Genomic DNA, 22,073 nt, shown 5'->3' with positions numbered 1-22,073 from the left:
GGCGCTCATGGGCTACATTCTCTCGACGACGCGTTCGCCGAACAGCCCGGTCGGCTTGATCACCAGCACGGCGATCAGCACGCCGAACACGAACACGTCGGTCCATTGCGAAGAGACATAGCCCGCGCCGAAGGCTTCGAGCAGGCCGATCAGGATGCCGCCCGCCATCGCGCCCGGGATGTTGCCGATGCCGCCGAGCACGGCGGCGGTGAACGCGCGCAGGCCTAGCACGAAACCCATGAAGAAATTGATCTGCGTGTAGTAAAGCCCTTCCATCACGCCAGCCACGGCGGCCAGCACCGAGCCGAGCAGAAAGGTGAGCTGGATCAGGCGTTCGACGTCGATGCCCATCAGACGCGCGGCGTCCTGATCGATGGCCAGCGCGCGCATCGCGGTTCCAAGGAACGTGTGATGAACGAAGAAGTACAGTGCCAGCATCAGGGCCAGGCTTGCGACGATGATGCCGATTTGCGCGAAGGTGATCTGCACCCCGTGGAGTTCGAAGCCCGCCTGGCTGAGCACATGCGGATAGGTGCGAAAGCCCGCGCCGTAGATCAGCAGCACCCCATTTTGCAGCGCCAGCGAGACGCCCAGCGCCGTGATCAGAATCGACAGCCGCGGCGCGCGCAGCAACGGCTGATACGCGAGCCGCTCGATCAGCAGGCCGAGCGCGCCTGTGACCGTCATGGCGGCCACCACGGCGATCAGCAGTGCGAGGGCAAGCGGCAGATGCGCGGACGCCAGCACCATCAGGCCGGTCCAGCCGATGAACGCGCCGACCATGAACAGGTCGCCATGAGCGAAGTTGATCAGCCGGATGATTCCGTAGACCATCGTGTAGCCGAGGGCGACGAGCGCGTAGAACGAGCCGGTCGTCAGCCCTTCGATGACGAACTGGAAGAAGTCGCTCATGGCGGCGCGGGCTGTGCAATCGCGCTACTTCATCGCCGCCCAATGTCCGTTCGCATCCTGCCTCTGGTAGGGCTCGAACTTGTCGTCGTGCACGACGATGGTGATGTACACGGCTTTGCTGCGGTCTCCCTTCGGATTGAAGGCAATCGTTCCGGTCGCGCCCGGGTAGTTCTGGATCTTGTGCAGAGCAGCGGTGATCGCGGCAGGCTGTGTCGATTTGGCGTCCGCGATGGCTTTCGCCGTGACCCCGACCGCATCGTATTCATAGACCGAGTACGGTCCCGGCCCTTGCCCGTAAGCCTTCGTATAGTCATCGACGTAGGCGTGCGCGCCGCTCAGGAACTGCGCGAGCGGGGCGGTCGTGATGATCATGCCGTCGGCGGCGGGACCGGCGGTCTTCATCAGCGTGGGGTCATTGGTGGCGTCGCCGCCCATGAAGGTCATTTTCAGACCCAGTTGCCGCGCCTCCTTGACGAGCAGGCCGGCCTCGGAGAAATAGCCTGTGTAGTAGATCACGTCGGGCTTCAGTGAAGAGACCCGCGTGAGCGTCGGCGAATAGTCCATTTGCCCGGGCGTAATCGAATTGGCGTACACGACATCGACACCGTCCTTCTTCAGGGCTTGCACGGTGTTCTGGGCGAGGCCTTTGGAATAGGTCGTGTTGTCGTCGATCACCGCCACGTGCTTCGCGTGCAGCACGTCTTTGATGAAGCTCGCCGCGAACGGGCCCTGCTGGTCGTCACGGCCGATCGTGCGGAACACGTTGTCGTACCCCATCTCGGTCAGTTGCGGATTCGTGGACGCATCCAGCACGTAGGGAATCCCGGCGCGATGAAAAGTCGTCGATTCCGGCAGCGCCGCGCTGGAGCAATAGCCGCCCGCTACCGCGACAACGCCCGCATCGACGAGTTTCTGCGCCGCCTGCACCGCGGTCTGCGCATCGCAGGCGTCGTCCTCGGGCACCAGTTCGATCTGCTTGCCGAGCACGCCGCCGGCCGCATTGATTCTGGCGGCGGCGAGCTTCGCGCCATTGACGATATCCGTGCCGGCATTGGCACTGCTACCCGACAGCGGAACCGGCACGCCGATCTTGATGGTGGCGCCCTGGCTCAGCGCCGAACCGGGAGCCATGCCGGCAAGCAGGGCCGCGGCGGCCGCCATGCCCGCGATAGTCGTTCGCCGCGAGCCCCGCTCTGCACCGGACCAGCCAATCGTCTTAGCAAACATGTTAGCGACTCCTTGTTGTGAGAGGGATCGGACGATCCGCCACACGGGCATACCGGTGACATCGAGAAGCGGACGGAAATGGCGCGATTGCGAGTGATTCATACCCACCAGGTCAACGGCGTGACGGCTGGCTTGCACCGGAGCGCTGACACAAAAGCGCTGCTTTCATGATAGGAGCCGGGTTCGATGGGACGGTATAGGGTATTTGCGTATAAACCGTTATACACAGGCGCCTTCGATCCTCTACCTTTAAGAGGCAGTGACGGTTAAGACTCGCGACCCGAACGCGACAAGACAGGACGACTACCAAATGAGTGCGATTTCCCAGCATGACGACGTGTACACGAAGCTCGATTTCACGCTGGACGACGGCATCTGCCGTCGTGCCGCGATTGGGCTCGTGGTGCTCGCCACCGATCATACGATTGAGCATGAGTGGCGGGGCTTGATGACGCAGGAGGGCGTGGCGTTCTACGAAAGCCGTGTCTATAACTCGGCGGACATCACGCCTGAACGGCTGGCGGAAATGGAGGACCGTATCGCACCGGCGGTCGCGCTGATCCGGCCGGCCGAGCGTATCGATGTGGTGGCGTTTGGCTGCACGTCCGCGTCGATGGTGATCGGGGAAGAAAAGGTATTCGCGCGGATTCGCGAAGCGCGTGCGGACGCCGCGTGCACCACGCCGATTACCGCGGCGCTGGCGGCGCTTCGTGCGCTAGGCGTCCAACGTACGGCCTTGCTCACACCCTACGTGCGTTCGATCAACGAATACATGCGCGACTATATCGAGTCGCGTGGTCACCGCATTACGCGCATGGCGTCGTTCGAGCATGCGAACGATAACGAAGTGGCGCGCATCGATGCGGTGTCGTTGCGCACTGGCGTCGAGCGACTTGCGCGCAATCGAGACGTCGACGCGATTTTCGTATCGTGCACGAGCCTGCGGATCGCCGGGTTGATTCCGGAACTGGAGGCGGCGATCGGCAAGCCGGTGATATCGAGCAACTACGCGATGGCGTGGCACGCGTTGCGGCTCGCCGGGGTGGGGGACTCCGAACCGCATCTTGGGCGGCTGTTTGCGCTGTGATCTGGTAGCTTGAAACGCGACGCAGCGGCACGCTGCGGGCGCGAGCACAACCGCTTTGATCGTTTCACAGCAGAGGAGGACTTCCATGCCAGCCCATTCGCCCGATCTGAACGATCGTGTCGCCCTCGTGACCGGCGGATCACGAGGAATCGGCCGCGCCGTTTGTCTGTCGCTTGCGTCCGCTGGCGCAGCGGTGGCGGTCAACTATCGGCAACGCGAGAGCGAGGCTGCTCAGATCGTCGAGCAAATCGAAAATGCGGGAGGCCGTGCGATCGCGGTACAGGCCGACGTTTCGGTTGCATCCGACGTCAAGGCAATGATCGATCAGGTGGCAAACCGCCTCGGCGTCGTCGATGTTCTCGTCAACAACGCGGGCACCGGTACGATCGTCGACATCGATATTCTGACGGAAGCCGAATTCGATCGGACGCTTGCGGTCAATCTGAAATCGGCGTTTCTGTGCACGCAGGCGGTGTTGCCCGGAATGCGCGCACAGCGCTGGGGTCGCATCGTCAACCTCTCGTCGGCCGCTGCCCGCGGTGCTGGGCTGGTAGGCGTTCACTACAACGCCTCGAAAGCAGGCCTCGAAGGGTTGACACGCGGTTACGCGGCGCGGCTGGCCCGCGAAGGAATCACCGTGAACGCCGTAGCCCCGGGACCGATCGACACGGAAATGGCCGCGCCGCTGAAGGCTGCCAACGTCGCGGAACGGCTTCCCGTTGGACGCCTCGGTGAAGCCGACGAGGTCGCGCAGGTCGTGCTAATGGTGGTCGGCAACGGCTTCGTTACCGGCCAAACGATCCCCGTCAATGGCGGCGTGAGCTTCATATGAGCCGCGGGCGGCATCAGCGCGAATGATCGCCGATGCTATTCGACACACGTTCTTGGCGACTTCCTGCGGTTACCGCTCCGCGGGATCGTCGTGCTGTGAAGATCACCGCCCCGTCATCATCCGGAGGATTTTCTGCACGATGCGCTCATGCTGTTCCAGCGCGTCAGCGAGCGTACGTGCTCCGTAGCTCCTGTTGTCTTGCGCCTGCATTCCGGCGACGCGCGTCACGAACAGCAAAACTTCTCCGTTTTTCGGTTTAGACACGCCACGGAAGCGGGTCGTGACCGTCACACCGTAGTCGTCCAGCAGTGTGCGGCGGAAGATCAGTTCGTTTTCCGTCATCCAGCGCGACCACGCGTCGTGGTCGAACACCTCGACAGGCCTGTTCTTCGCATCGAGAACGAAGATGCGTTCCGAACTGGACGGGGCCGGTGGCGTCTTCATATTTCAATGCAAAGGCGTGAGCAGGAAGTCGGTCGCCTCCCGCCACCAGGTTTCGTCGACGTGGCCAATCCAGTCGTTATGGTCAGCCGCCTTCACCACCATCAGTTTTCTCGGTGCGGACAGCGAGTTGTAAAGTGCCTCGCCGAAGCGCGCGGGGACGATGCTGTCGCGTTCCGCAACCATCACGAGAATCGGGCGGTCGAACGACGCCAGGTGGGTCACGCTGTCGTATCGGTCGCGCAGCAGCCACCTCACGGGCAGCCACGGAAAGTGATGAGCGGCGACGTGCTCGAGCCGATCCCATGGCGTGATGAGCATCATGCCTGCGATCTTGTCGCGTTCACGCGAGCCGGCCGCAGCCGCCACGCCGGCCCCAAGCGATTCGCCGATGAGCAGCAGCGGCGCTCCATAGAGGCGATGCGCGAGCGCGATGGTTTGTTGAGCATCGTCGACCAGACTCGCTTCGCCTAATGCACCGGTGCGCGGCCCGTAGCCCGGATATTCGGCGAGAATCACGCGCAGCCCGAGCCGGGTGAGCGCCGCGGCATAGAACGCGCGATGGCCGGCATGCCCGGCATTGCCATGAAAGACGATGACCGTGGCGCGCGCGGAACCGTCCGGCTCCGCCACGAGGCCCCGGTATGCCTCAGGTGTCGGCCAGGCGCGCAGTCCGCCGGAGGTGACCTCCTCGATGGTGGCCTTCTGAGGGAAGTAGAGAAAACGATCCTGCAAGATGGCGACTCCGGCTAACACGATCATGTACGTGACGACGAGGCCGACCATCATTCGGGTGAATTTCATCGTCTTGCGCTCGACCCACCGAACTTTTCGATAGCACGCAGTTTAGCGCGCAGTCGCCCCGGCAACGGCTCAGGGTTGGCGTTTGCCGCGGCCACCAGCGGGCTTGCCGGCCGGCTTACGTGAACCCGCGGCGGGCTTGCCGGCGGGCTTGCTGCGTGGCTTTTGCACGCTCATTGAGTTACCGCCGGACGAGCGTGCGCCTTTACCCGCGGCCACGGCGCGCTGCGCCGCAGGCTTGCGTTTGTTTTCGCCGCTTTGCGAGCCCGTTTTTTTGCCGAGCGGCCGCATCGCGCCCGGTGCGGCGTGCTGCACTTTGGGTGTCTTAGGCTTTTTGGGTTTCTTGATGATCTGGCCCGTCGCGCTGGTTTGCGGCACGCGGTGTTCGGCCTCGAAGCCCGGCTCTTCTTTGCGGGGCAGCGTTTGTCGGATCAGCGCTTCGATCGCGGCCAGTTGCGGCGCTTCATCGGCACACACAAGAGACACCGCCACGCCGCTGGCGCCCGCGCGGCCGGTTCGGCCGATACGGTGCACATAGTCTTGCGCCACGATCGGCAGATCCACGTTGATCACCAGCGGCAGGTCGTCGATATCCAGCCCGCGAGCAGCCACATCGGTGGCTACCAGCATTTGCACTTCGCCCGCCTTGAAGCGCTCCAGCGCACGCAGGCGCGCGGGTTGGGGTTTGTCGCCGTGGATGGTGTCGACCGCATAGCCCGCTTCATCCAGCATGGCCGCCAGGTAATCCACGCCATTGCGGGTTTTGACGAACACCAGCGCGTGCTGCCAGCTGTTCTCAGCCACGAGGTGCATGAAGAGGTCAGGCTTGTTCTTTTTATCCACCGGCACCACCCACTGCTTGATCCTGCTGGCGGTGGCGTTGGGCGGGCTGACGCTGATATTGACCGGGCCGCGCAGAATGTTCGCCGCCATGGCGCGGATATCATCGGTAAACGTGGCGGAGAACAGCAGGGTCTGGCGCTGCGCGGGCAAGGCAGCGAAGACGGCGTTGAGTTCGCGCGCAAAGCCCAGATCCAGCATGCGATCGGCTTCGTCCAGCACCAGCGTTTGTACCTGATCAAACTGCACTGCGTTCTGGCGATTGAGATCGAGCAATCGGCCCGGCGTGGCAACCAGCACATCCACGCCTTTGCGCAATTTCATCATCTGCGGATTGATGCTCACACCGCCGTAGGCGGCCAGAAATCGTAAGTCGAGGCCTCTGCCGTAAGCGATAAAGCTTTGCAGGACCTGTTCAGCCAGTTCACGCGTGGGCACCAGCACCAGAACGCGCGCGCGATTGCTGGACACCGCCGGGCCGCGTTGCACCAGCCGTTGCAACAGCGGCAGCGCAAAGCCGGCCGTTTTGCCAGTGCCGGTCTGTGCGGCAGCCATGACGTCCTTGCCACCGAGCACGGCAGGAATCGCCTTGGCCTGCACCGGCGTAGGTATCTGGTAATTGAGGTCCTGCACATTACGCAGCAAGGGATCGATCAGGCCAAGCGAGGCAAAAGACATCGGCGTATTCCGGGCTAAAACCGCAATTCTAGCGGTTGCCCGACGGGCTCAAAGGTATGCCGTCAAAGGTGGGGCAAATCGTCAATGCATTTTTCGACATGATCGCCAGGGACATCCGTGTCGATCCCGGCGGGTCCGTCGGTGTGAGCGACAGACACAATTTTTGGCCCGAAATACCGTGTGCCACCAAGTGTAAAAAGGGACCAAACAACATCTCCCCGGCGGATCGCGGCGACGACTTCGACCACCTCCACGATTGCAGGGGGGGACAGCCATTCACGCGTCGACGGATCGACGGGAGCCCAACGCACATGGGTAAACCTGTCGTTCGTCGGATTGATGCGAACGGCGTCGATAGCAAAGGTTGTCACATTCACCTCCATCGTCCTGACAAAGGGATGTTTGCATTATGCGCCGCTTATTTTGCCGGGGATCAGCGGGACCCAGGAACAGCCTGACGCTGGATCGCGAAGCCTAAGCGGAGTTCTCGTCGCACCACTGAATCGCCCAACGCTGCGCCGCCTCCATGGCATCCACGTCGGAGGGATAATCGCCGAGGTCGCCCGAATACTTGACCTCGACGGCATCGCCACTCGCCGACGCGCGCCGGTAGATCTTTGCGCGAGCGTAATAGCGGCCGCCTTCATCAAGGGGCGACGCGTCGATGTGGAACTGCTGGTAGTCGAAATGCATGGCTCTCTCCAAACGATTGCCCTTAACCGTCGTCGCGTAGGACGAGCCCGACCTCGTTGTCGCCGCCAAGGTCGCTCTGTCACTCTGCGAAAGTGATATCTACATCGTAGGCAGTAACAGCAAAGCTCGCTGACCAACGACAGCAGGACAGCCACGAGAATCCGCATGGGAACGCTCCATCCAATGAACCAATAGGCCAATGGGCCGCTTCTGGCCGGCAGTACGCGTTCACCCACGCCGAGGGAGAGCCGCCGGTGAAGACTCCAACGTCAGCTCTATGAAACGTCCACGGAACTGGTACTCTCTGCCATGCGCAAGCTCCGTTCTTGACGACGATGCGCTTAGCGCACCGGCCAACTACAACGAACCATGAATCCCGGCATCGTCTACGCCTTTTCCGCCTTCGTCATCTGGGGTCTCTTTCCCGTCTACTTCAAGACGCTCCACCAGATTCCCGCGCTCGAGATGCTCGCCCACCGCATGGCGTGGTCGCTCGTGTTCATCCTCGCCGTGCTCGTCGCGCGACACCACTGGGCGTGGCTGCGGCCCGCGTTGCGCGACAGGCGCCTCATCGGACGCTTCTCTGCGAGCGCCGCGCTGCTCTCGGCCAACTGGGGCATCTACATCTGGGCTGTGAACGCGGGCCATATCGTCGAGGCGAGCCTCGGCTACTTCATCAATCCGCTGATCAACGTGTTGTTCGGCTTCGTCTTCCTGCATGAGCGGATGCGCTGGCTGCAATGGTGCGCGGTAGCGCTTGCGGCGCTGGGCGTGGCCTGGCTCACCTGGCAAAACGGCGCGCCGCCGTGGATCAGCCTTGCGCTCGCGCTGACGTTCGGCGGCTATGGCCTGTTGCGCAAGACTGCAAAGCTTGGCGCGCTCGAAGGCCTCGCGCTCGAAACGGTGCTGCTGTTTCCCGTGGCGATCGTCTATCTGATGATCATCGGACTGGCCGGCGCGAGCCATTTCACGCATGCGTCGCTCGGGCTGCAACTGCTGCTGGCCGCCGCCGGACCTATCACGGCCGTGCCGCTGCTGCTCTTCGCGGCTGCGGCGCGGCGCATCCCGCTCTCGATGCTCGGCCTGATCCAATACGTGACGCCCACGCTTCAGCTCCTCGCTGGCGTGCTGATCTACGGCGAGCCGTTCGGGTCCGTGCGCGCGATCGGCTATGGCGCGATCTGGGCAGCACTCGCTCTCTACTCGTTCGAAGGCTTGCGCAGCACGCTGGCCGCTGCGCGGCAGGCGCGCAGGGCAGCTTGAAGAGCTCGAAGGATGGAGCGTTGGCCGCCAGACCCCGCAAGCGCGAACGAGCGCTGAACGTTGGAAACAGAGAAAAAAATCCGCCGAAGCCCCGCCAGAAGCCAGCCCCAATCCGATGACACACGGTGAAATACCTTTTGCGTAGCCAGGCATGAGAACCCTGTCTAAAGTGCGCGTATCGGATGCGCTGCACTGACCGCTCACCACCGCAGACGATACCTCCCGCCACCACACCATATGGCATCGTCATGGAATCCTTCACAAAACTTCTTCTTTTCGTCACCGGTGTCGTCGTTGTCGTTTCGCTGATCGAAGCAGTCGTGCTGAGTCGCAGGAAAAGTGCATCTTCACCATTTGCGTGGTACGAGGTGTGGATTTCACTGTTCGACCTGGCCGCGCGCAGGCTGATGTCACTGCTGCCGATCTCGGTTGCGACGCCGATTTTCAGCTTCGTCTACGACCATCGCATCTTTACGGTCGACATCAATAGCGCGCTCATGGTGTTTGCGCTCTTCATCGGCATGGAGTTCTGCTATTACTGGTACCACCGTGCGTCGCATCGGGTGCGCTTTTTCTGGGCCACGCATGCCGTGCACCATTCACCGAACCAGTTGACGCTTTCCACGGCCTATCGCCTCGGTCTGACCGGCAAACTGACTGGCTCGACGTTGTTCTTCGCGCCGCTCGTATGGCTGGGGGTCAAGCCCGAGGTCGTGCTGTTCACGCTGTTCCTCAATCTTATGTACCAGGGCTGGTTGCATACCACGTACATTCCCAAGCTGGGCTGGTTCGAATATGTGTTCAATACGCCATCCGCGCACCGTGTGCACCATGCATCGAATGTCGATTACCTGGACGCGAACTACGGTGGCGTGCTGATCATCTTTGACCGGCTGTTCGGCACCTACGTGGAAGAACGCGCTGACGAACCGTGTCGCTACGGTCTCGTGACGCCGACCACGTCGCGCAATCCGCTCGTCGTCGAGTTCGAACACTGGGCCACGCTGATTCGCGATGTCGTCAAGGCGAAGAGCCCGTGGATCGCGATCAATCACGTGATCCAGCCGCCGGGCTGGCTACCGGACGGCGGAGGCGAAACGACCGAAGAACTGCGCCGCAAGAGCAAACAAGCCGGCGCGACGGGAGCCGTGAACGGCTAATCCGATCGCTGCACGGCGGAGCGTGGGCCGTGCAGTCAACAGACAAGGCGCGGGAAACTAAATCCTCGAGAAGTCGTAGTCTCGCTCAACAAGGCAAATACGAGTTTTGTAGGATTCGTACCATTTTTCCCGTCCGGCCTGTTGCGCTACCAGATGCATTGAATCCTGTTTCCAGGCGGCGATGGATTCGAGGCTATCCCAATAGGAAACCGTAATTCCGAGTTCTTCCCGCGCAGACTCGACGCCCAGGAAACCGGGCTGTTTTGCGGCCGCTTCGACCATCGCGTCGGCCATGTCTCCGTAGCCGTTGTCCCCGGGGGTTCGGATGGACGTGAAGATCACCGCGTAATAGGGAGTGGCTCTCGTGTTCGCTATAGACATTGTTACCTTCCTTCGGTTTTTTGCTATTGGTGGCTTTGAGTGCGTATTTTCAACGATCTATGTCACGTCGTCGACTAGACCGCCGAGGCAGTCAGCTCCGGCCGAACATCTTGCGATACTGCGAGGGCGTCAGCGCCGTCAGATCCTTGAACATTCTTCGCATACCCGAGTCGCTGCTGAATCCAAGTTCCGCGCTGATGGTGCTTGCGGGTGCGGACGTCATGATGAGCCGTTCGCTGACCTGATCCAGCTTGATTTTCCACCAGGTCACGGTCGCGGGTTGCCGATTCAGTTTGCCCGCCGCGGCGAGCAGGCACACCCCGGTGCAATAGCTCCACACAAGCGTGGTTTTCGGTAGGCGCGCGAGCATCGCGACCAGCCGGTCATTCGCTCCCACGACGCTTTGCACATGCTCCGGCGATTCCGCCCAGAAGCCGGGTACCAGCAGCGCGTCGAGATCGGTTGGCTGCGCAAGGTCCGACGTTCGCAACCAGGATTTCGCAGTCTTTCTGCCCAGCACCGGGGCGGAAAACTTGCCTTTCCAATGGCGTGCAAAACGATGAAAGGCGCGCGGCGCTACAACGACTGCCCGCCGATTCCCAGCATGGTTCGACGACATGCCGGCGCGCCGCAATGACACGCGTACTGGGCGCGAATGTCGTCGGTGACCGCACCGTCCACTGACAGACCGTAGTTGATGAAAAGCTCCTCCCCGGGAGCGATCGTGGCGAGCGCATGGATGAACACCCGGTCGCCCGTCTCGATGGCCTCGCAGTTGGGCGCGCATGCATGGTTCAGGTAGCGGGCGCTGTTGCCGCCGCGGCTGCCGTCGATCACTCGTCCGTTGGACAGCCCGAACACGAACGTGTGGCCAGCGTCGGCTCGCTGACGGGCGGCGGCGCGCCGCCAGCTGGTCACTTCCCCCTTGTACTCGATGACCCGTTCGCCCGCGGCGATCGGCTGCAGCGCGAACAATCCCATGCCATGCACGGGTGAGCGTCGTGCGGTGATGCGTCGCAATCGCATGTTGTCGTTTCCTTCGCGACCCTCGGTCGTTGCATGTGGTTTAGCGGCGATGCGAAGCATATCGCCACGCACTCACGCGCTCAATATTTTTCTTCATAAAACTGCAACTAACTGTCAAGGGCCGCCACGCCAGGCGTTCCGGCTTCGCCGCAAAGAGGCTAGCAACGCTCGACGCTCAGAGGGAAGCCATCAAGTCGCATGTCCACGCTATTACACTGGCGCAACAGTCGGCTCAGGCAAACGAGCGGCTAGCCGCGGCCGCGCGCTTGCGCAGCCAGTTCATGCAGGCGAACAGGGCGATCGCGAACGCCATCAGCAGTGTGGCCACGGCGAGGATCGACGGGTCGATCTGGTCACGGATGCCGCTCCACATCTGCCGAGGCACGGTGCGCTGCGCGGGGCCGCCAATGAACAGAATGACGATCACTTCGTCGAACGACGTCGCGAATGCGAACACGCTGCCCGTTGCGACGGCGGGCGTGATCAGCGGGAGGGTGACGCGACGAAACGCGACCCACGGCTGCGCGCCCAAACCCGACGCAGCGCGAAGCAGGCTTTGATCGAACGACAGCAGCGAAGCCGTCACGGTGATCACCACGAAGGGCGTACCGAGCGCGGCATGCGCAAGCACGACGCCGGTATACGAATTGACCAGCCCGAGCGGCGAGAAGACCAGATAAAACCCCGCCGCGACGACGACGATCGGCACGATCATCGGCGACACGAGGATCGGCATGATGATGGAGCGGTAAGGGAACTGCGCGCGGCTCAAGCCGAGCGCGGCCAGCGTGCCGAGCACCGTCGCGATCAGCGTCGACGCCGCGCCGATGCCGATGCTGTTGGCAAACGCGCGTTGCCAGTCCGGCGAACTCAGCGCCTGTGCGTACCAGCGCAGCGAGAAGCCTTGCATCGGGTACGAGAAGAACGAGCCGGAGTTGAACGACAGCGGCACGATTGCGAGGATCGGCGCGACGAGGAAAAAGAAAATCAGCGCGCAATGCACGCGTAGTCCCGCGCCCGCGATGCGTTCCGAGACTAGCCGGGTTCGTGCGTCTTTCATCTGAGTCTGCCTGTTGATCAACTATCCGAATGAGCGCCAACTACCTGGCGGCGCTTGCGCGGCGCGCTAGCCGAAGCGCAAGCGGTCGATACCGACCAGCCGGTTGAAGATGAAATAGAACACCGCTGTAAATGCGATCAGATAGCACGACAGCGCACCCGCGAGTCCCCAGTTGAGCTGATCGTTGGTCTGCGACGCGATCAGCTGGCTGATCATTTCGTCGCCGGCGCCGCCTAGCAGGGCGGGGGTGATGTAATAACCGAGCGCGAGCACGAACACGAGAAAACATCCCGCGCCGACACCCGGCAGCGTCTGCGGAATATAGACGCGCACGAAGGCCACGGCCGGATGCGCGCCGAGCGATTTCGCCGCGCGCATGTAAACGGACGGGACGCCTTTCATGACCGAAAAGATCGCGAGGATCATGTAGGGCAGCAGGATGTGCGTCATGCCGATCAGCACACCCGTGCGATTGAAAATCAGCGGCAGCGGATGATTGATGATGCCGAAGCGGAGCAACGCGCTATTGATCACGCCACCGGGTTGCAGCAGCACATACCACGCGGTGGTGCGCACCAGCAGCGAGGTCCAGAACGGCACGATCACGAACAGAATCAGCCGGTTGCTCTGGTTCTCCGGCAGCGTCGCGAGCAGATACGCCACCGGGTAGCCCAGCACCAGGCACAGCAGCGTGACCGTCGCACTGATGGTGACCGTGCGCCCGAAGGCCGCGCGGAAGATGGCACTGTCCGCCGCGACGGACGTCACCGAGCCGTCAGGCGCGACTTGCGCGTCGACGGCGTTCAGCAAATAGTCGGGGGTGGGCGAGATCGACGCACGCCTGAGCAGACGCCAGGTTTCCGGCGTGTTCCAGCGTTCATCGAGATCGATCAGCGCGGGTTTCCATTGCGCGGGCGTTTCCGAACGTGTGGCACGCGCCGTCTTGAACAGCAGGCTGCGGAACTCCGGTTGATAGAAGTTCATGCGCCGCGCGATATTGCCGAGCTGGCCGGATTCGCTGGCGTCCTTCAGATCGTGCGCGAGGGCGGCGAAGGCCGGTTCGCCGGGCAAGCCCGCGCCGTCCCATCCGGCCAGTGCTGCGCTCAACTGCGGCATACCGGTGCGCACTTCAGGGTTTCGCACACTGCGCGCGAGCAGGCTTGCGATCGGTGCGACGAACGTCACCAGCAGAAAGATCAGCAACGGCAAAGCCAGCAGCAATGCGCGCATCGCGGCTTTGCGGCGCGCAGCCCGGAACGACTCGCGGTTCGCGGCCTGCGGGCCGCGGCCGAACGGGGCGGTGGATGGCAGCGGCGTGTTCATCGTGCTCGATCTCTCGGGTGACGTTCGTACGATCCGGCGTTACTGCGTGAGCCAGTTCTGGAATCGCTTGTTGATCGCATCCGCGTTGTCGGCCCAGAACGTCGCGTTGATTTGCAGCGGACGCTTGAAGTTCTCCGGCGCCGTCGGCAGATCGTTCAGACGCGCCTTGTCGATCAGCGGAATGGCGTCCTTGCGCGGCGGCGCATACGCGATGTACTTCGACAGGTCCGCATAGGCCTGCGGCGTCGAGGACGCGATGATGAACTTCTGCGCCGCGTCGGCATGCTTCGCGCCGTTGACCACCGCCCACCATTCGTAGTCGTACACCTGCGCATCCCAGACGATCTTGAAGGGCTTCTTGTCCTTGTGCACCGCGTCGTCGATGCGGCCGTTGTACGCCTGCGTCATCACGACCGCACCATCGGCGAGCAGCTGTGGCGCCTGCGCACCCGCCTCCCACCAGACGATGCTCGGCTTGATCGTGTCGAGCTTCTTGAACGCGCGGTCGACGCCGGCCGGCGTGGAGAGCGTCTTGTAGACGTCCTTGGGCGCCACGCCATCGGCGATCAGCGCCCATTCCATCGCGACCTTCGGCGACTTGCGCATGCCGCGCTTGCCGGGGTACTTGTTCAGGTCGAAGAAATCGTTGATGGTGGTCGGCGCGGTTTTCAGCTTGCTGCTGTCGTACGCATAGACGGTGGACCACACCATCGCGCTGACGGCGCAATCACTGATCGAGCCCGGCAGGAAGTCGCTGGTGTTGCCGAGGGCTTTTTTGTCGAACTTGGCGATCAGGCCTTCGTCGCAGGCGGTGATCGCGTCGTTGGTTTCGAGGTCGATCAGATCCCAGGTCGGGTTTTTCGACTGTTCCATTGCCTGCAGCTTGGCGAGGCCGCCATCGTAGGACTCGGTGGAGAACTGGTTGCCGGTCTTCGCGGTGAACGGTTCGAACCATGCTTTTTTCGCGGCCGCTTCATACGCACCGCCGAAGGTGACGACGGAAATCGTATCGGCCGCGTGAACCGTGGCTGTGGCAAACAGCCCGAGCGCGCATGCCCCGAGGGTGGTCCGGAATGACGAGAACGTGGTCTTCATTTCTAGTTGGCTCCTGCGATAAGTGGCGAAGCGGACGAGGGAACGGCAACAGTGGAATAGTCGGCGCCGCCGGACGCGGCGGAGGATTTCGGCGCGGCCGCCATCGCGGGCAGCACCTTGCAGTCGTCGCATCGCCAGGTCACGGCGGTCTGACGGCCGAGTGCGGGCAGATCATGGTGCTGTGTGTTCGGCACCTTGACGACCATGCTTTCGCCATGGCCGAGCTTCAGATGCACCCGATGATGATCGCCGCAGTAGACGAGTTCCTCGACCAGCGCATGCACGACGTTCATGTTCTGCCGGGTCGCTTCCTGCACGGCTTCCGGCGTCGCGGCGATGTGCGCGCGCTCGGGTCGCAGCGCCAGCATCGCCGCGTCGCCTGACGCGAGCCCGGCGCCAGGGCGTCCGCGCACCGTGCTGCCGTCGGCCAGCTGCATCGCGGCCCATTCCCCGCCGTCGGAATTGACGCGGCCGGTCAGTCCGTTGTTCTCGCCGACGAAATTGGCAACGAATGCATTCGCCGCGTTTTCATAGAGTTCGGTCGGCGTGGCGGCCTGCTGGATGCGTCCATCGGAAAACACGGCGACGCGGTCCGACATCGTCAGTGCTTCGTTCTGGTCGTGGGTCACGTAGACGATCGTCAGCGACAGCTCGCGATGCAGCCGCATGATTTCGTATTGCATGGTTTCGCGCAGGCGCTTGTCGAGCGCGCCGAGCGGCTCGTCCATCAGCACCACGCTCGGCTCGAAGACCAGCGCGCGGGCCAGCGCGACACGCTGCTGCTGGCCGCCCGATAGCTGCGACGGACGCCGCCCCGCCAGATGCGATAACTCCACCATGTCGAGCACGCGCGTCACGCGCGCTTTCTGTTCGGTGCGGCTCACCTTGCGCACGGACAGCGGAAACGCGACGTTCTCGGCAATTGTCATGTGCGGGAACAGCGCATAGTTCTGAAACACCATGCCGATATCGCGCCGATGCGGCGGCTTGTCGTCCAGACGCTTGCCGGCGAGGCGGATTTCGCCGCGGGTTGGCGATTCGAATCCCGCCAGCATCATCAGTGTCGTGGTCTTGCCGGAGCCGGACGGACCCAGCAGCGAAACGAATTCACCGTGCCGGACGTCGAGATCGAGTCCCTCGACGACGCTATGCACGCCGTCGTATGACTTGCTGACGCCGTCGAACGAGATAAATGGTTGGCTTGACATGGGCATCTCGGCAGAGTGTTGGCGGGCTACGTCGGGCGGCGGATCACGTCGCGCCCACGCGCCCCGCCAGATAGCGGGCGAAGTCGTAATTCGGCCGTTCGAGAGGGCTCAGATGGCCGGGCTTCGCGAGTGGCGCGTGCACGCCGCGAAACACGGCCTCGACGCCCCGCCGGTCCTCGGCGTTGACCTCGTCGAGCAGCGTTTTCAGCGTGGCCATGTAATCGGCGGCGCGTGGGTCGTCGACGAATTCCGGCGCGAGGCCCCCGCCGAAGCGGATATGCACGCGACCGACGCCCCGCGGCTGCAGGATCAGATACCAGAAGTAGCCGGGCGTCAGCGTGATCAGGTGGGTCGGGTAGATCGCCAGCAGCGCGGTGGTGCGGCGCCAGTGCCCTTGCAAACGCGTGTTGGCGGGATGCGCGTTGCCGATCGGCAGCGATGCTTCCTTGGTGATCCAGTGATAGTTGAACGCGGGCAAACCCGGCGGACATTCCATCTCTTCGAGCTTCGAGTGCGGTCCGACCGTTGCGCGATGCAGCATCGGCAGGTGGTAGCTCTCCATGAAATTTTCCGCGAGGATCTTCCAGTTGGTGTCCCACACGTGCTCTTCGTGGAAGGTCTCGACATAGTTGCCCATGCCGTACGGCGCGATCAGCTGCGTCAGCCCGGACAGATGCGATTCCACCGAAGGCGCGTGCTCGTTGAGCGTGACGTAGATCCACCCTTGCCACGTTTCGCAGCGCACGGCAGGCAGCCTGTATTGGTCCTTGCAAAAGCCCGGCTGCTGATCCATCAACGGCGCGCCCGCGAGCGAGCCATCGAGCGTGTAGTTCCATGCGTGATACGGACACACGATCCGGCGCACGTTGCCGCGCCCTTCGAGCAAGACCGACATCCGGTGCAGGCAAACATTCGAGAATGCGCGCAACGCGCCGCTCGCATCGCGCAGCACGAACACCGGCTGGTCGTCGATCTGCGCGGTCAGGTAATCGCCGGTCTGTGCCAGCGCGCTGGCGCGGCCCACGCACAACCACTCGTTGCGAAACACGTCGCGCTGTTCGAGCGCGAGAAACGCCTCCGACGTGTAGACGGCCGGCGGCATCGCGTGTGCATCCTCGAACGGACGCTCGCAGTTCTCGCGCAACGCGTGAACGATGTCGAGCTCAGTGTCCGTCGACTGAAGCATGGCTGACATAGGGGCCCCCCATCAGTGTTTGCATCCGATGAGCACCAATCTAACAATCCAAATTGCTAGGTAAAATATTGTTTTTGCATGCAACGCATAGCTCATGCCTATGCAGTGCAGCTTTCCGGGCTGCTAACCGATGTGCAGACGCCGGATATACGTTTCACAGAATGCCGAAAAGCGTTTCACAACCTCGCGCGGCTTGACGGCGGCCGATAGCGCAATGCCAAGCGTCGTCGCATTGACACTTTCCCTGAAATGTTTAATCACGAAGTCTTCGCCGTCCACAGTCCGGGTCGACTTCAGCGGGAAGTTGAGTATGCTGTAACCCAAGCCGTTGGCGACCATGCCACGCACCACTTCAGGCTGTGACGAGCGGAAAGCCGCGGTAGGGCGGCTGCCGACCGCGTCGAACAGCGCGGAGAAGTACTCGCGGCTATGCGGAAGATCCAGCATCACATAGGGCTCGGGCAGCAGATCGGCCAGCGACACGTGGCGCGCCCGTGCAAGCCTGTGTGTTTTGGGCAGGATGACATACGGTGGCAGCGAAAGCAGCGGGGTAAACGCGATTCCATCGGTGATATCGAGGCTGTAGGTGAGCGCGATATCGAGCGAGCCGTCGTGCAGGCCGCTCAAAAGCGTGTCCTGATGCGCTTCCGTCGTACGGAAGGTGATCGCCGAATAATCCTGCACGAAGCGGCTGATGATGCCGGGCATCAGCGGCGGCGCCAGCGACACCATGCAGCCGAGCGAAATGGAGCCCGACATGCCGCCGTCGATTTCGGTTGCGGTCAGCTGTAATTCTTCGGCGTTCTGAAGCAGATTGCGAGCGTGGCCTAGCAGATCGCGGCCCGGTTGCGTGAGCGAAAGCCCGCTCGCGTGATGGCGGATGAACAGTTGGACGCCGAACGATTCTTCCAGATCCGCGAGCGACGTCGAGATAGACGGCTGCGAGATGTGCAGCCGCTTCGCCGCGGCGGTGAAGGAAAGCGTCTCGGCCGTGACGACAAAATACCTGAGCTGACGCAACGAGTAGCGGATCGAAGTGCCGTCCATCAGTTGCTCCGTGTTCGGTCGAACCGATTGTCGCTCGACAATTGTCGCTTGCATAGCGAAAAACGATGCAAAGCATTTTTAAAATATAGTTTTTGTTGCCCGCCGCGCGGCGTACATTCTGTCCGACCGAGAGACCCGAATCCAGAGCGTATTTCATAAGGAGAAGGCCCATGGCGGCTGAAGAATTGTCGATCGACACGCTAGTCATAGGCGCGGGTCAGGCTGGCGTGGCAATGAGCGAACATCTGAGCAAACTCGGCGTGCCCCATCTCGTGCTGGAGCGCGAGAGGATCGCCGAACGCTGGCGTACCTGTCGCTGGGATTCACTGGTCGCCAATGGCCCCGCCTGGCACGACCGCTTCCCCAATATGGAGTTCGAAGGACTCGATCCCGATGGTTTCGCCGGCAAGGATCAGGTGGCCGATTACTTCGAGGCCTATGCGCGCAAGTTCAATGCGCCGATCCGCACAGGGGTCGAAGTGACGAGCGTCGAGCGCCTGAAGGGCCGGGCAGGATTCGCGGTCACAACCTCCGATGGCGCGATCGAAGCCCGTCGCGTCGTCGTTGCGACGGGGCCGTTCCAGCGCCCCGTCATTCCCCCCATCGCGCCGCAGGACGCGGAGCTCACGCAGCTTCATTCGGCCCACTATCGGAACCCCGAGCAACTGCCCGAAGGCGCGGTGCTGGTGGTCGGCGCGGGGTCGTCCGGCGTGCAGATCGCCGACGAACTGCAACGCGCGGGCCGCAAGGTATATCTGTCCGTCGGTGCGCATGACCGTCCGCCGCGCGCCTATCGCGGTCGCGATTTCTGCTGGTGGCTGGGTGTGCTCGGCGAATGGGACAAGGAAGTCGCCGTGCCGGGCCGCGAGCATGTGACCATCGCCGTCAGCGGCGCATACGGTGGCCAGACCATCGATTTTCGCCGGCTCGCGCATCGGGGCATGACGCTCGTCGGCACGACGAAATCGTTCGCGAATCGCGTTGCGAGCTTCGAACAGGACCTCGCCGCCAATCTGAAGCGGGGCGACGAATACCTGATGTCGCTACTCGCCGCCGCCGACGACTACATCGAGCGCAACGGCATCGACCTGCCGCAGGACCCCGACGCACGGCTGATTCCACCGGACCCGGAGTGCGTCACGCATCCTCTGCCGGAACTGGATCTACGGAAGGCGGGCGTAAGCACGATCATCTGGGCCACCGGCTATGCGGTCGATTTCAGCTGGCTGCACGTGAATGCGTTCGACGATAAGGGTAAGCCGCAGCATCAACGAGGCGTATCGAAGGAACCTGGCGTGTATTTCCTCGGTCTGCCGTGGTTGTCGCGGCGCGCGTCGTCGTTTATCTGGGGCGTCTGGCACGACGCAAAGCACATCGCCGATCACATCGTCACGCAGCGCAAATACCTCGCCTATCGCGACGCGTCGCAGCGTCAGCAGGACGCGCGCGGCGTGCATGGCGCGAATACACCCGATACCGCGTGCGACGAACCGCACGCGCCGAAGACCAAAGAAGTGGGAGTGAACTGATGCCTACGCATACCCGCATCCGCATGTTCAATACGAAGGACACGTACCCGAACCAGTCGCTCGATAACGATCTTTGCCAGGCGGTTCGCGCGGGCAATACGGTCTATGTGCGCGGCCAGGTCGGTACCGATTTCGACGGCAACCTGGTCGGTCTCGGCGACCCGCGCGCGCAGGCCGAGCAGGCGATGAAGAACGTCAAGCAGCTTCTCGAGGAAGCGGGCAGCGACCTGTCGCATATCGTCAAGACGACGACTTACATCACCGATCCTCGTTATCGCGAGCCGGTATATCAGGAAGTCGGCAAGTGGCTGAAGGGCGTGTATCCGATTTCGACCGGGCTATGCGTCTGTGCGCTCGGCCAGCCGCAATGGCTGATGGAAATCGACGTGATCGCCGTGATTCCGGACAACTGGACGCCCGTGCAGGCTTAAAGGATTCCCATGACATTCTCGATCGTCGGACGTTGTGGAAACACCGGCCAGCTCGGTATCGCGATCAGTTCGTCGAGCATTGCGGTGGGTGCCAGGTGTCCATGGGCGCGCGCTGGCGTCGGTGTGGTGGCAACGCAGAACGTGACGCTGCCCGCGCTCGGGCCGCAGATTCTCGATCTGCTGGAAAGCGAGCGTATCGCGCCGGACGCCGCGCTCGAACGGGCGCTAGGCGCGAGCGAATGGAGCGAATACCGGCAGGTGACGGTGGTCGACAGTGAAGGTCGAACCGCGCTTTTCACCGGCAAGGAAGCCCTCGGCGTACATCACGCCGTCGCGGGAAATCAGTGCGTGGCAGCGGGTAATCTGCTCGCCGGCAAACCGGTGATCGACGCGATGGTGAAAGCGTTCGAGAGCGCACAAGGCGCGCTCGCCGATCGGCTGCTGCACGCGATGCATGCTGCCGTCGAAGCCGGCGGAGAAGCCGGGCCCGTGCATTCGGCGGCTCTGAAGATCGTCGATACACACGTGTGGCCGGTCGTCGATCTGCGTGTCGATTGGGCGGATGACGACCCGATCGGCAAACTCGACGCGCTATGGCAAGCGTATCGGCCGCAGATGCGGGACTACATCGCGCGCGCATTGAATCCGACCGCGGCGCCGAGCTACGGAGTGCCCGGCGATGAGTGAGCTGTCCAGCCGTGCGCTGCTCGAACGGCTGATCGGTTTCGCGACCGTCAGCCGCGACTCCAATCTGGAGTTGATCGGCTTCGTGCAGCAATACCTCGCGGATCTAGGTGTGCAAAGCGAGCTGTTCCATAACGACGAGCGCACCAAGGCAAATCTGTTCGCCACCATCGGGCCGCGAGACCGTGGTGGCATCGTGCTGTCCGGGCATACCGATGTGGTGCCGGTCGACGGTCAGGCATGGACCGTGGAGCCGTTTCTTCTCACCGAGAAAGAAGGTCGCCTGTACGGACGCGGCACGGCCGATATGAAAGGCTACATCGCGTCCGTGCTGGCGGCAGTGCCCGCTTTCCTGAGGATGAAGCTCGAAGTGCCGGTGCATCTCGCGTTTTCATACGACGAGGAAGTGGGCTGTCTCGGCGTGCGGCCGATGCTGGCCGAACTCGAAAAGCGCGCGCACAAGCCGCACATGTGTCTGATTGGCGAGCCGACCGAATTGAAACCTGTGCTCGGCCACAAGAGCAAGCTTGCGATGCGCTGCCACGTGAAGGGCGCGGCATGTCATTCCGCGTACGCGCCGCAGGGCGTCAACGCGATTCAATACGCGGCGCGGCTGATCAACAGGCTGGAGCAGATTGGCGACGAACTCGCACAGCCGGAACACCATGACGCGCGTTTCGATCCGCCGTTCTCGACGGTGCAGACCGGTGTCATCAACGGCGGACGCGCGCTGAATATCGTTCCCGCCGAATGCGAGTTCGATTTCGAAGTACGCGGCGTGCCGGGCTTCGATCCCAGCAGGGTGGTGGACCAACTGCAAACCTACGCGGCAGCCGAACTACTGCCGAAGATGCGCGCAGTGCAGCCCGATACCGATGTCCGCGTGCAGATGCTGAACGCCTATCCCGGGCTGGCGACTTCGCCCGATAGCGACGCGGCACGCCTGCTCGCGATGTTGAGCGGATCGAAGGAATTCGAAACGGTCGCCTTTGGCACGGAAGGCGGACTCTTCACGCAGGCGGGCATTCCAACCGTGGTTTGTGGACCCGGCAGCATGGATCAGGGCCACAAGCCGGATGAGTTCATCACGGTCGAACAACTGAACCGGTGCGACGCGATGTTCGCGCGCCTCGCTGAACATCTAGGGAGCGTGAAGTAGC

24 protein-coding genes are annotated in these 22,073 nt (G+C 62.6%); 8 read left to right on the top strand and 16 right to left on the bottom strand.

Features of this window, described 5'->3' with window-relative positions:
• Nucleotides 1-12: 12 nt before the first annotated feature.
• A complete protein-coding gene (locus tag GCT19_RS05220; protein WP_013093681.1) occupies nt 13-912 on the bottom strand; it encodes a branched-chain amino acid ABC transporter permease in 900 nt (299 codons plus the stop codon).
• Nucleotides 913-936: 24 nt separating this feature from the next.
• The gene (locus GCT19_RS05215) at nt 937-2,139 is read right to left on the bottom strand and encodes a branched-chain amino acid ABC transporter substrate-binding protein (protein ID WP_152851231.1); all 1,203 of its coding nucleotides are present in this window, start codon (nt 2,137-2,139) and stop codon (nt 937-939) included.
• Nucleotides 2,140-2,449: 310 nt separating this feature from the next.
• On the opposite strand from GCT19_RS05215, the gene GCT19_RS05210 reads away from it, so the two are divergent.
• Entirely contained in the window at nt 2,450-3,226 is a 777-nt protein-coding gene (locus tag GCT19_RS05210) for a maleate cis-trans isomerase family protein (RefSeq protein WP_152851230.1), read from the top strand.
• An 85-nt stretch (nt 3,227-3,311) separates the two neighbouring features.
• A complete protein-coding gene (locus GCT19_RS05205; RefSeq protein ID WP_152851229.1) occupies nt 3,312-4,058 on the top strand; it encodes an SDR family NAD(P)-dependent oxidoreductase in 747 nt (248 codons plus the stop codon).
• Nucleotides 4,059-4,160: 102 nt separating this feature from the next.
• Here GCT19_RS05205 and GCT19_RS05200 read toward each other — a convergent pair whose 3' ends face one another.
• From GCT19_RS05200 to GCT19_RS05180, 5 genes are all read right to left on the bottom strand, one after another.
• Complete coding sequence (locus GCT19_RS05200; protein ID WP_018436246.1) at nt 4,161-4,502, bottom strand: hypothetical protein; 342 nt, start codon at nt 4,500-4,502, stop codon at nt 4,161-4,163.
• 3 nt (nt 4,503-4,505) lie between these two features.
• Nucleotides 4,506-5,303, bottom strand: coding sequence for an alpha/beta hydrolase (locus GCT19_RS05195; RefSeq protein WP_018436247.1), 798 nt, complete (start codon nt 5,301-5,303; stop codon nt 4,506-4,508).
• Nucleotides 5,304-5,372: 69 nt separating this feature from the next.
• Nucleotides 5,373-6,818: a DEAD/DEAH box helicase gene (locus GCT19_RS05190; protein WP_152851228.1), complete on the bottom strand. Its 1,446-nt coding sequence runs from the start codon at nt 6,816-6,818 to the stop codon at nt 5,373-5,375.
• A gap of 62 nt (nt 6,819-6,880) precedes the next feature.
• A complete protein-coding gene (locus tag GCT19_RS05185) occupies nt 6,881-7,189 on the bottom strand; it encodes a hypothetical protein (protein WP_013093674.1) in 309 nt (102 codons plus the stop codon).
• A 103-nt stretch (nt 7,190-7,292) separates the two neighbouring features.
• A complete protein-coding gene (locus GCT19_RS05180) occupies nt 7,293-7,511 on the bottom strand; it encodes a hypothetical protein (RefSeq protein ID WP_013093673.1) in 219 nt (72 codons plus the stop codon).
• Nucleotides 7,512-7,880: 369 nt separating this feature from the next.
• Between GCT19_RS05180 and rarD the strand changes: the two genes are divergently transcribed.
• Together rarD and GCT19_RS05170 are read left to right on the top strand one after the other, a co-directional pair.
• Nucleotides 7,881-8,774, top strand: coding sequence for an EamA family transporter RarD (gene rarD / locus GCT19_RS05175; RefSeq protein WP_018436249.1), 894 nt, complete (start codon nt 7,881-7,883; stop codon nt 8,772-8,774).
• Between the two features lie 248 nt (nt 8,775-9,022).
• A complete protein-coding gene (locus GCT19_RS05170; RefSeq protein WP_152851226.1) occupies nt 9,023-9,934 on the top strand; it encodes a sterol desaturase family protein in 912 nt (303 codons plus the stop codon).
• A 57-nt stretch (nt 9,935-9,991) separates the two neighbouring features.
• On the opposite strand, the gene GCT19_RS05165 is transcribed toward GCT19_RS05170, so the two are convergent.
• The 9 genes from GCT19_RS05165 to GCT19_RS05125 form a co-directional block, all read right to left on the bottom strand.
• On the bottom strand, nt 9,992-10,315 hold the full coding sequence (locus tag GCT19_RS05165; RefSeq protein WP_018436251.1) for an antibiotic biosynthesis monooxygenase family protein: 324 nt from the start codon (nt 10,313-10,315) through the stop codon (nt 9,992-9,994).
• A gap of 91 nt (nt 10,316-10,406) precedes the next feature.
• Nucleotides 10,407-10,934: a helix-turn-helix domain-containing protein gene (locus tag GCT19_RS05160; protein ID WP_227749182.1), complete on the bottom strand. Its 528-nt coding sequence runs from the start codon at nt 10,932-10,934 to the stop codon at nt 10,407-10,409.
• On the bottom strand, nt 10,892-11,341 hold the full coding sequence (locus GCT19_RS05155; protein ID WP_152851225.1) for an SET domain-containing protein: 450 nt from the start codon (nt 11,339-11,341) through the stop codon (nt 10,892-10,894). The genes GCT19_RS05160 and GCT19_RS05155 overlap by 43 nt, the downstream gene beginning before the upstream one ends.
• 232 nt (nt 11,342-11,573) lie before the next feature.
• Nucleotides 11,574-12,401, bottom strand: a complete 828-nt coding sequence (locus GCT19_RS05150) for an ABC transporter permease (RefSeq protein ID WP_018436254.1) — start codon at nt 12,399-12,401, stop codon at nt 11,574-11,576.
• A gap of 66 nt (nt 12,402-12,467) precedes the next feature.
• Nucleotides 12,468-13,724 carry an ABC transporter permease gene (locus GCT19_RS05145; RefSeq protein ID WP_152851224.1) on the bottom strand — a complete coding sequence of 419 codons (1,257 nt, stop codon included), beginning with the start codon at nt 13,722-13,724 and terminating at the stop codon, nt 12,468-12,470.
• A 39-nt stretch (nt 13,725-13,763) separates the two neighbouring features.
• Nucleotides 13,764-14,819 carry an ABC transporter substrate-binding protein gene (locus GCT19_RS05140; RefSeq protein WP_152851223.1) on the bottom strand — a complete coding sequence of 352 codons (1,056 nt, stop codon included), beginning with the start codon at nt 14,817-14,819 and terminating at the stop codon, nt 13,764-13,766.
• Nucleotides 14,820-14,821: 2 nt separating this feature from the next.
• Entirely contained in the window at nt 14,822-16,027 is a 1,206-nt protein-coding gene (locus GCT19_RS05135) for an ABC transporter ATP-binding protein (RefSeq protein WP_018436256.1), read from the bottom strand.
• Between the two features lie 43 nt (nt 16,028-16,070).
• Nucleotides 16,071-17,222 carry an SRPBCC family protein gene (locus GCT19_RS05130; protein ID WP_026228849.1) on the bottom strand — a complete coding sequence of 384 codons (1,152 nt, stop codon included), beginning with the start codon at nt 17,220-17,222 and terminating at the stop codon, nt 16,071-16,073.
• A gap of 123 nt (nt 17,223-17,345) precedes the next feature.
• Nucleotides 17,346-18,269, bottom strand: a complete 924-nt coding sequence (locus GCT19_RS05125; protein ID WP_152851222.1) for a LysR family transcriptional regulator — start codon at nt 18,267-18,269, stop codon at nt 17,346-17,348.
• 170 nt (nt 18,270-18,439) lie between these two features.
• Here GCT19_RS05125 and GCT19_RS05120 point away from each other — a divergent pair, with 170 nt between their 5' ends.
• Genes GCT19_RS05120 through argE form a run of 4 tightly spaced genes read left to right on the top strand, consistent with a single transcriptional unit; the run spans nt 18,440 to nt 22,072 of the window.
• Nucleotides 18,440-19,798: a flavin-containing monooxygenase gene (locus tag GCT19_RS05120; protein WP_152851221.1), complete on the top strand. Its 1,359-nt coding sequence runs from the start codon at nt 18,440-18,442 to the stop codon at nt 19,796-19,798.
• A complete protein-coding gene (locus GCT19_RS05115; RefSeq protein ID WP_152851220.1) occupies nt 19,798-20,229 on the top strand; it encodes a RidA family protein in 432 nt (143 codons plus the stop codon). Before GCT19_RS05120 ends, GCT19_RS05115 begins: the two co-directional genes overlap by 1 nt.
• 9 nt (nt 20,230-20,238) lie before the next feature.
• On the top strand, nt 20,239-20,916 hold the full coding sequence (locus GCT19_RS05110) for a DUF1028 domain-containing protein (RefSeq protein ID WP_018436260.1): 678 nt from the start codon (nt 20,239-20,241) through the stop codon (nt 20,914-20,916).
• Nucleotides 20,909-22,072 carry an acetylornithine deacetylase gene (gene argE / locus GCT19_RS05105; RefSeq protein WP_152851219.1) on the top strand — a complete coding sequence of 388 codons (1,164 nt, stop codon included), beginning with the start codon at nt 20,909-20,911 and terminating at the stop codon, nt 22,070-22,072. The genes GCT19_RS05110 and argE overlap by 8 nt, the downstream gene beginning before the upstream one ends.
• The last annotated feature ends 1 nt before the right edge of the window (nt 22,073 follow it).

The organism is Paraburkholderia atlantica, from assembly GCF_009362785.1.
In the GTDB taxonomy this organism is placed as follows: domain Bacteria; phylum Pseudomonadota; class Gammaproteobacteria; order Burkholderiales; family Burkholderiaceae; genus Paraburkholderia; species Paraburkholderia atlantica.
The sequence above is the reverse complement of the archived record's forward strand: the minus strand, read 5'-3'. Positions and strand labels throughout refer to the sequence as shown.

Excerpts from the sequence above, each read along its gene's own strand:
- GCT19_RS05220 (WP_013093681.1), bottom strand. The coding sequence starts at position 912 with ATGAGCGACTTCTTCCAGTTCGTCATCGAAGGGCTGACGACCGGCTCG.
- GCT19_RS05215 (WP_152851231.1), bottom strand. The coding sequence starts at position 2,139 with ATGTTTGCTAAGACGATTGGCTGGTCCGGTGCAGAGCGGGGCTCGCGG.
- GCT19_RS05210 (WP_152851230.1), top strand. The coding sequence starts at position 2,450 with ATGAGTGCGATTTCCCAGCATGACGACGTGTACACGAAGCTCGATTTC.
- GCT19_RS05205 (WP_152851229.1), top strand. The coding sequence starts at position 3,312 with ATGCCAGCCCATTCGCCCGATCTGAACGATCGTGTCGCCCTCGTGACC.
- GCT19_RS05200 (WP_018436246.1), bottom strand. The coding sequence starts at position 4,502 with ATGAAGACGCCACCGGCCCCGTCCAGTTCGGAACGCATCTTCGTTCTC.
- GCT19_RS05195 (WP_018436247.1), bottom strand. The coding sequence starts at position 5,303 with ATGAAATTCACCCGAATGATGGTCGGCCTCGTCGTCACGTACATGATC.
- GCT19_RS05190 (WP_152851228.1), bottom strand. The coding sequence starts at position 6,818 with ATGTCTTTTGCCTCGCTTGGCCTGATCGATCCCTTGCTGCGTAATGTG.
- GCT19_RS05180 (WP_013093673.1), bottom strand. The coding sequence starts at position 7,511 with ATGCATTTCGACTACCAGCAGTTCCACATCGACGCGTCGCCCCTTGAT.
- rarD (WP_018436249.1), top strand. The coding sequence starts at position 7,881 with ATGAATCCCGGCATCGTCTACGCCTTTTCCGCCTTCGTCATCTGGGGT.
- GCT19_RS05170 (WP_152851226.1), top strand. The coding sequence starts at position 9,023 with ATGGAATCCTTCACAAAACTTCTTCTTTTCGTCACCGGTGTCGTCGTT.
- GCT19_RS05165 (WP_018436251.1), bottom strand. The coding sequence starts at position 10,315 with ATGTCTATAGCGAACACGAGAGCCACTCCCTATTACGCGGTGATCTTC.
- GCT19_RS05160 (WP_227749182.1), bottom strand. The coding sequence starts at position 10,934 with ATGTCGTCGAACCATGCTGGGAATCGGCGGGCAGTCGTTGTAGCGCCG.
- GCT19_RS05155 (WP_152851225.1), bottom strand. The coding sequence starts at position 11,341 with ATGCGATTGCGACGCATCACCGCACGACGCTCACCCGTGCATGGCATG.
- GCT19_RS05150 (WP_018436254.1), bottom strand. The coding sequence starts at position 12,401 with ATGAAAGACGCACGAACCCGGCTAGTCTCGGAACGCATCGCGGGCGCG.
- GCT19_RS05145 (WP_152851224.1), bottom strand. The coding sequence starts at position 13,724 with ATGAACACGCCGCTGCCATCCACCGCCCCGTTCGGCCGCGGCCCGCAG.
- GCT19_RS05140 (WP_152851223.1), bottom strand. The coding sequence starts at position 14,819 with ATGAAGACCACGTTCTCGTCATTCCGGACCACCCTCGGGGCATGCGCG.
- GCT19_RS05135 (WP_018436256.1), bottom strand. The coding sequence starts at position 16,027 with ATGTCAAGCCAACCATTTATCTCGTTCGACGGCGTCAGCAAGTCATAC.
- GCT19_RS05130 (WP_026228849.1), bottom strand. The coding sequence starts at position 17,222 with ATGTCAGCCATGCTTCAGTCGACGGACACTGAGCTCGACATCGTTCAC.
- GCT19_RS05125 (WP_152851222.1), bottom strand. The coding sequence starts at position 18,269 with ATGGACGGCACTTCGATCCGCTACTCGTTGCGTCAGCTCAGGTATTTT.
- GCT19_RS05120 (WP_152851221.1), top strand. The coding sequence starts at position 18,440 with ATGGCGGCTGAAGAATTGTCGATCGACACGCTAGTCATAGGCGCGGGT.
- GCT19_RS05115 (WP_152851220.1), top strand. The coding sequence starts at position 19,798 with ATGCCTACGCATACCCGCATCCGCATGTTCAATACGAAGGACACGTAC.
- GCT19_RS05110 (WP_018436260.1), top strand. The coding sequence starts at position 20,239 with ATGACATTCTCGATCGTCGGACGTTGTGGAAACACCGGCCAGCTCGGT.
- argE (WP_152851219.1), top strand. The coding sequence starts at position 20,909 with ATGAGTGAGCTGTCCAGCCGTGCGCTGCTCGAACGGCTGATCGGTTTC.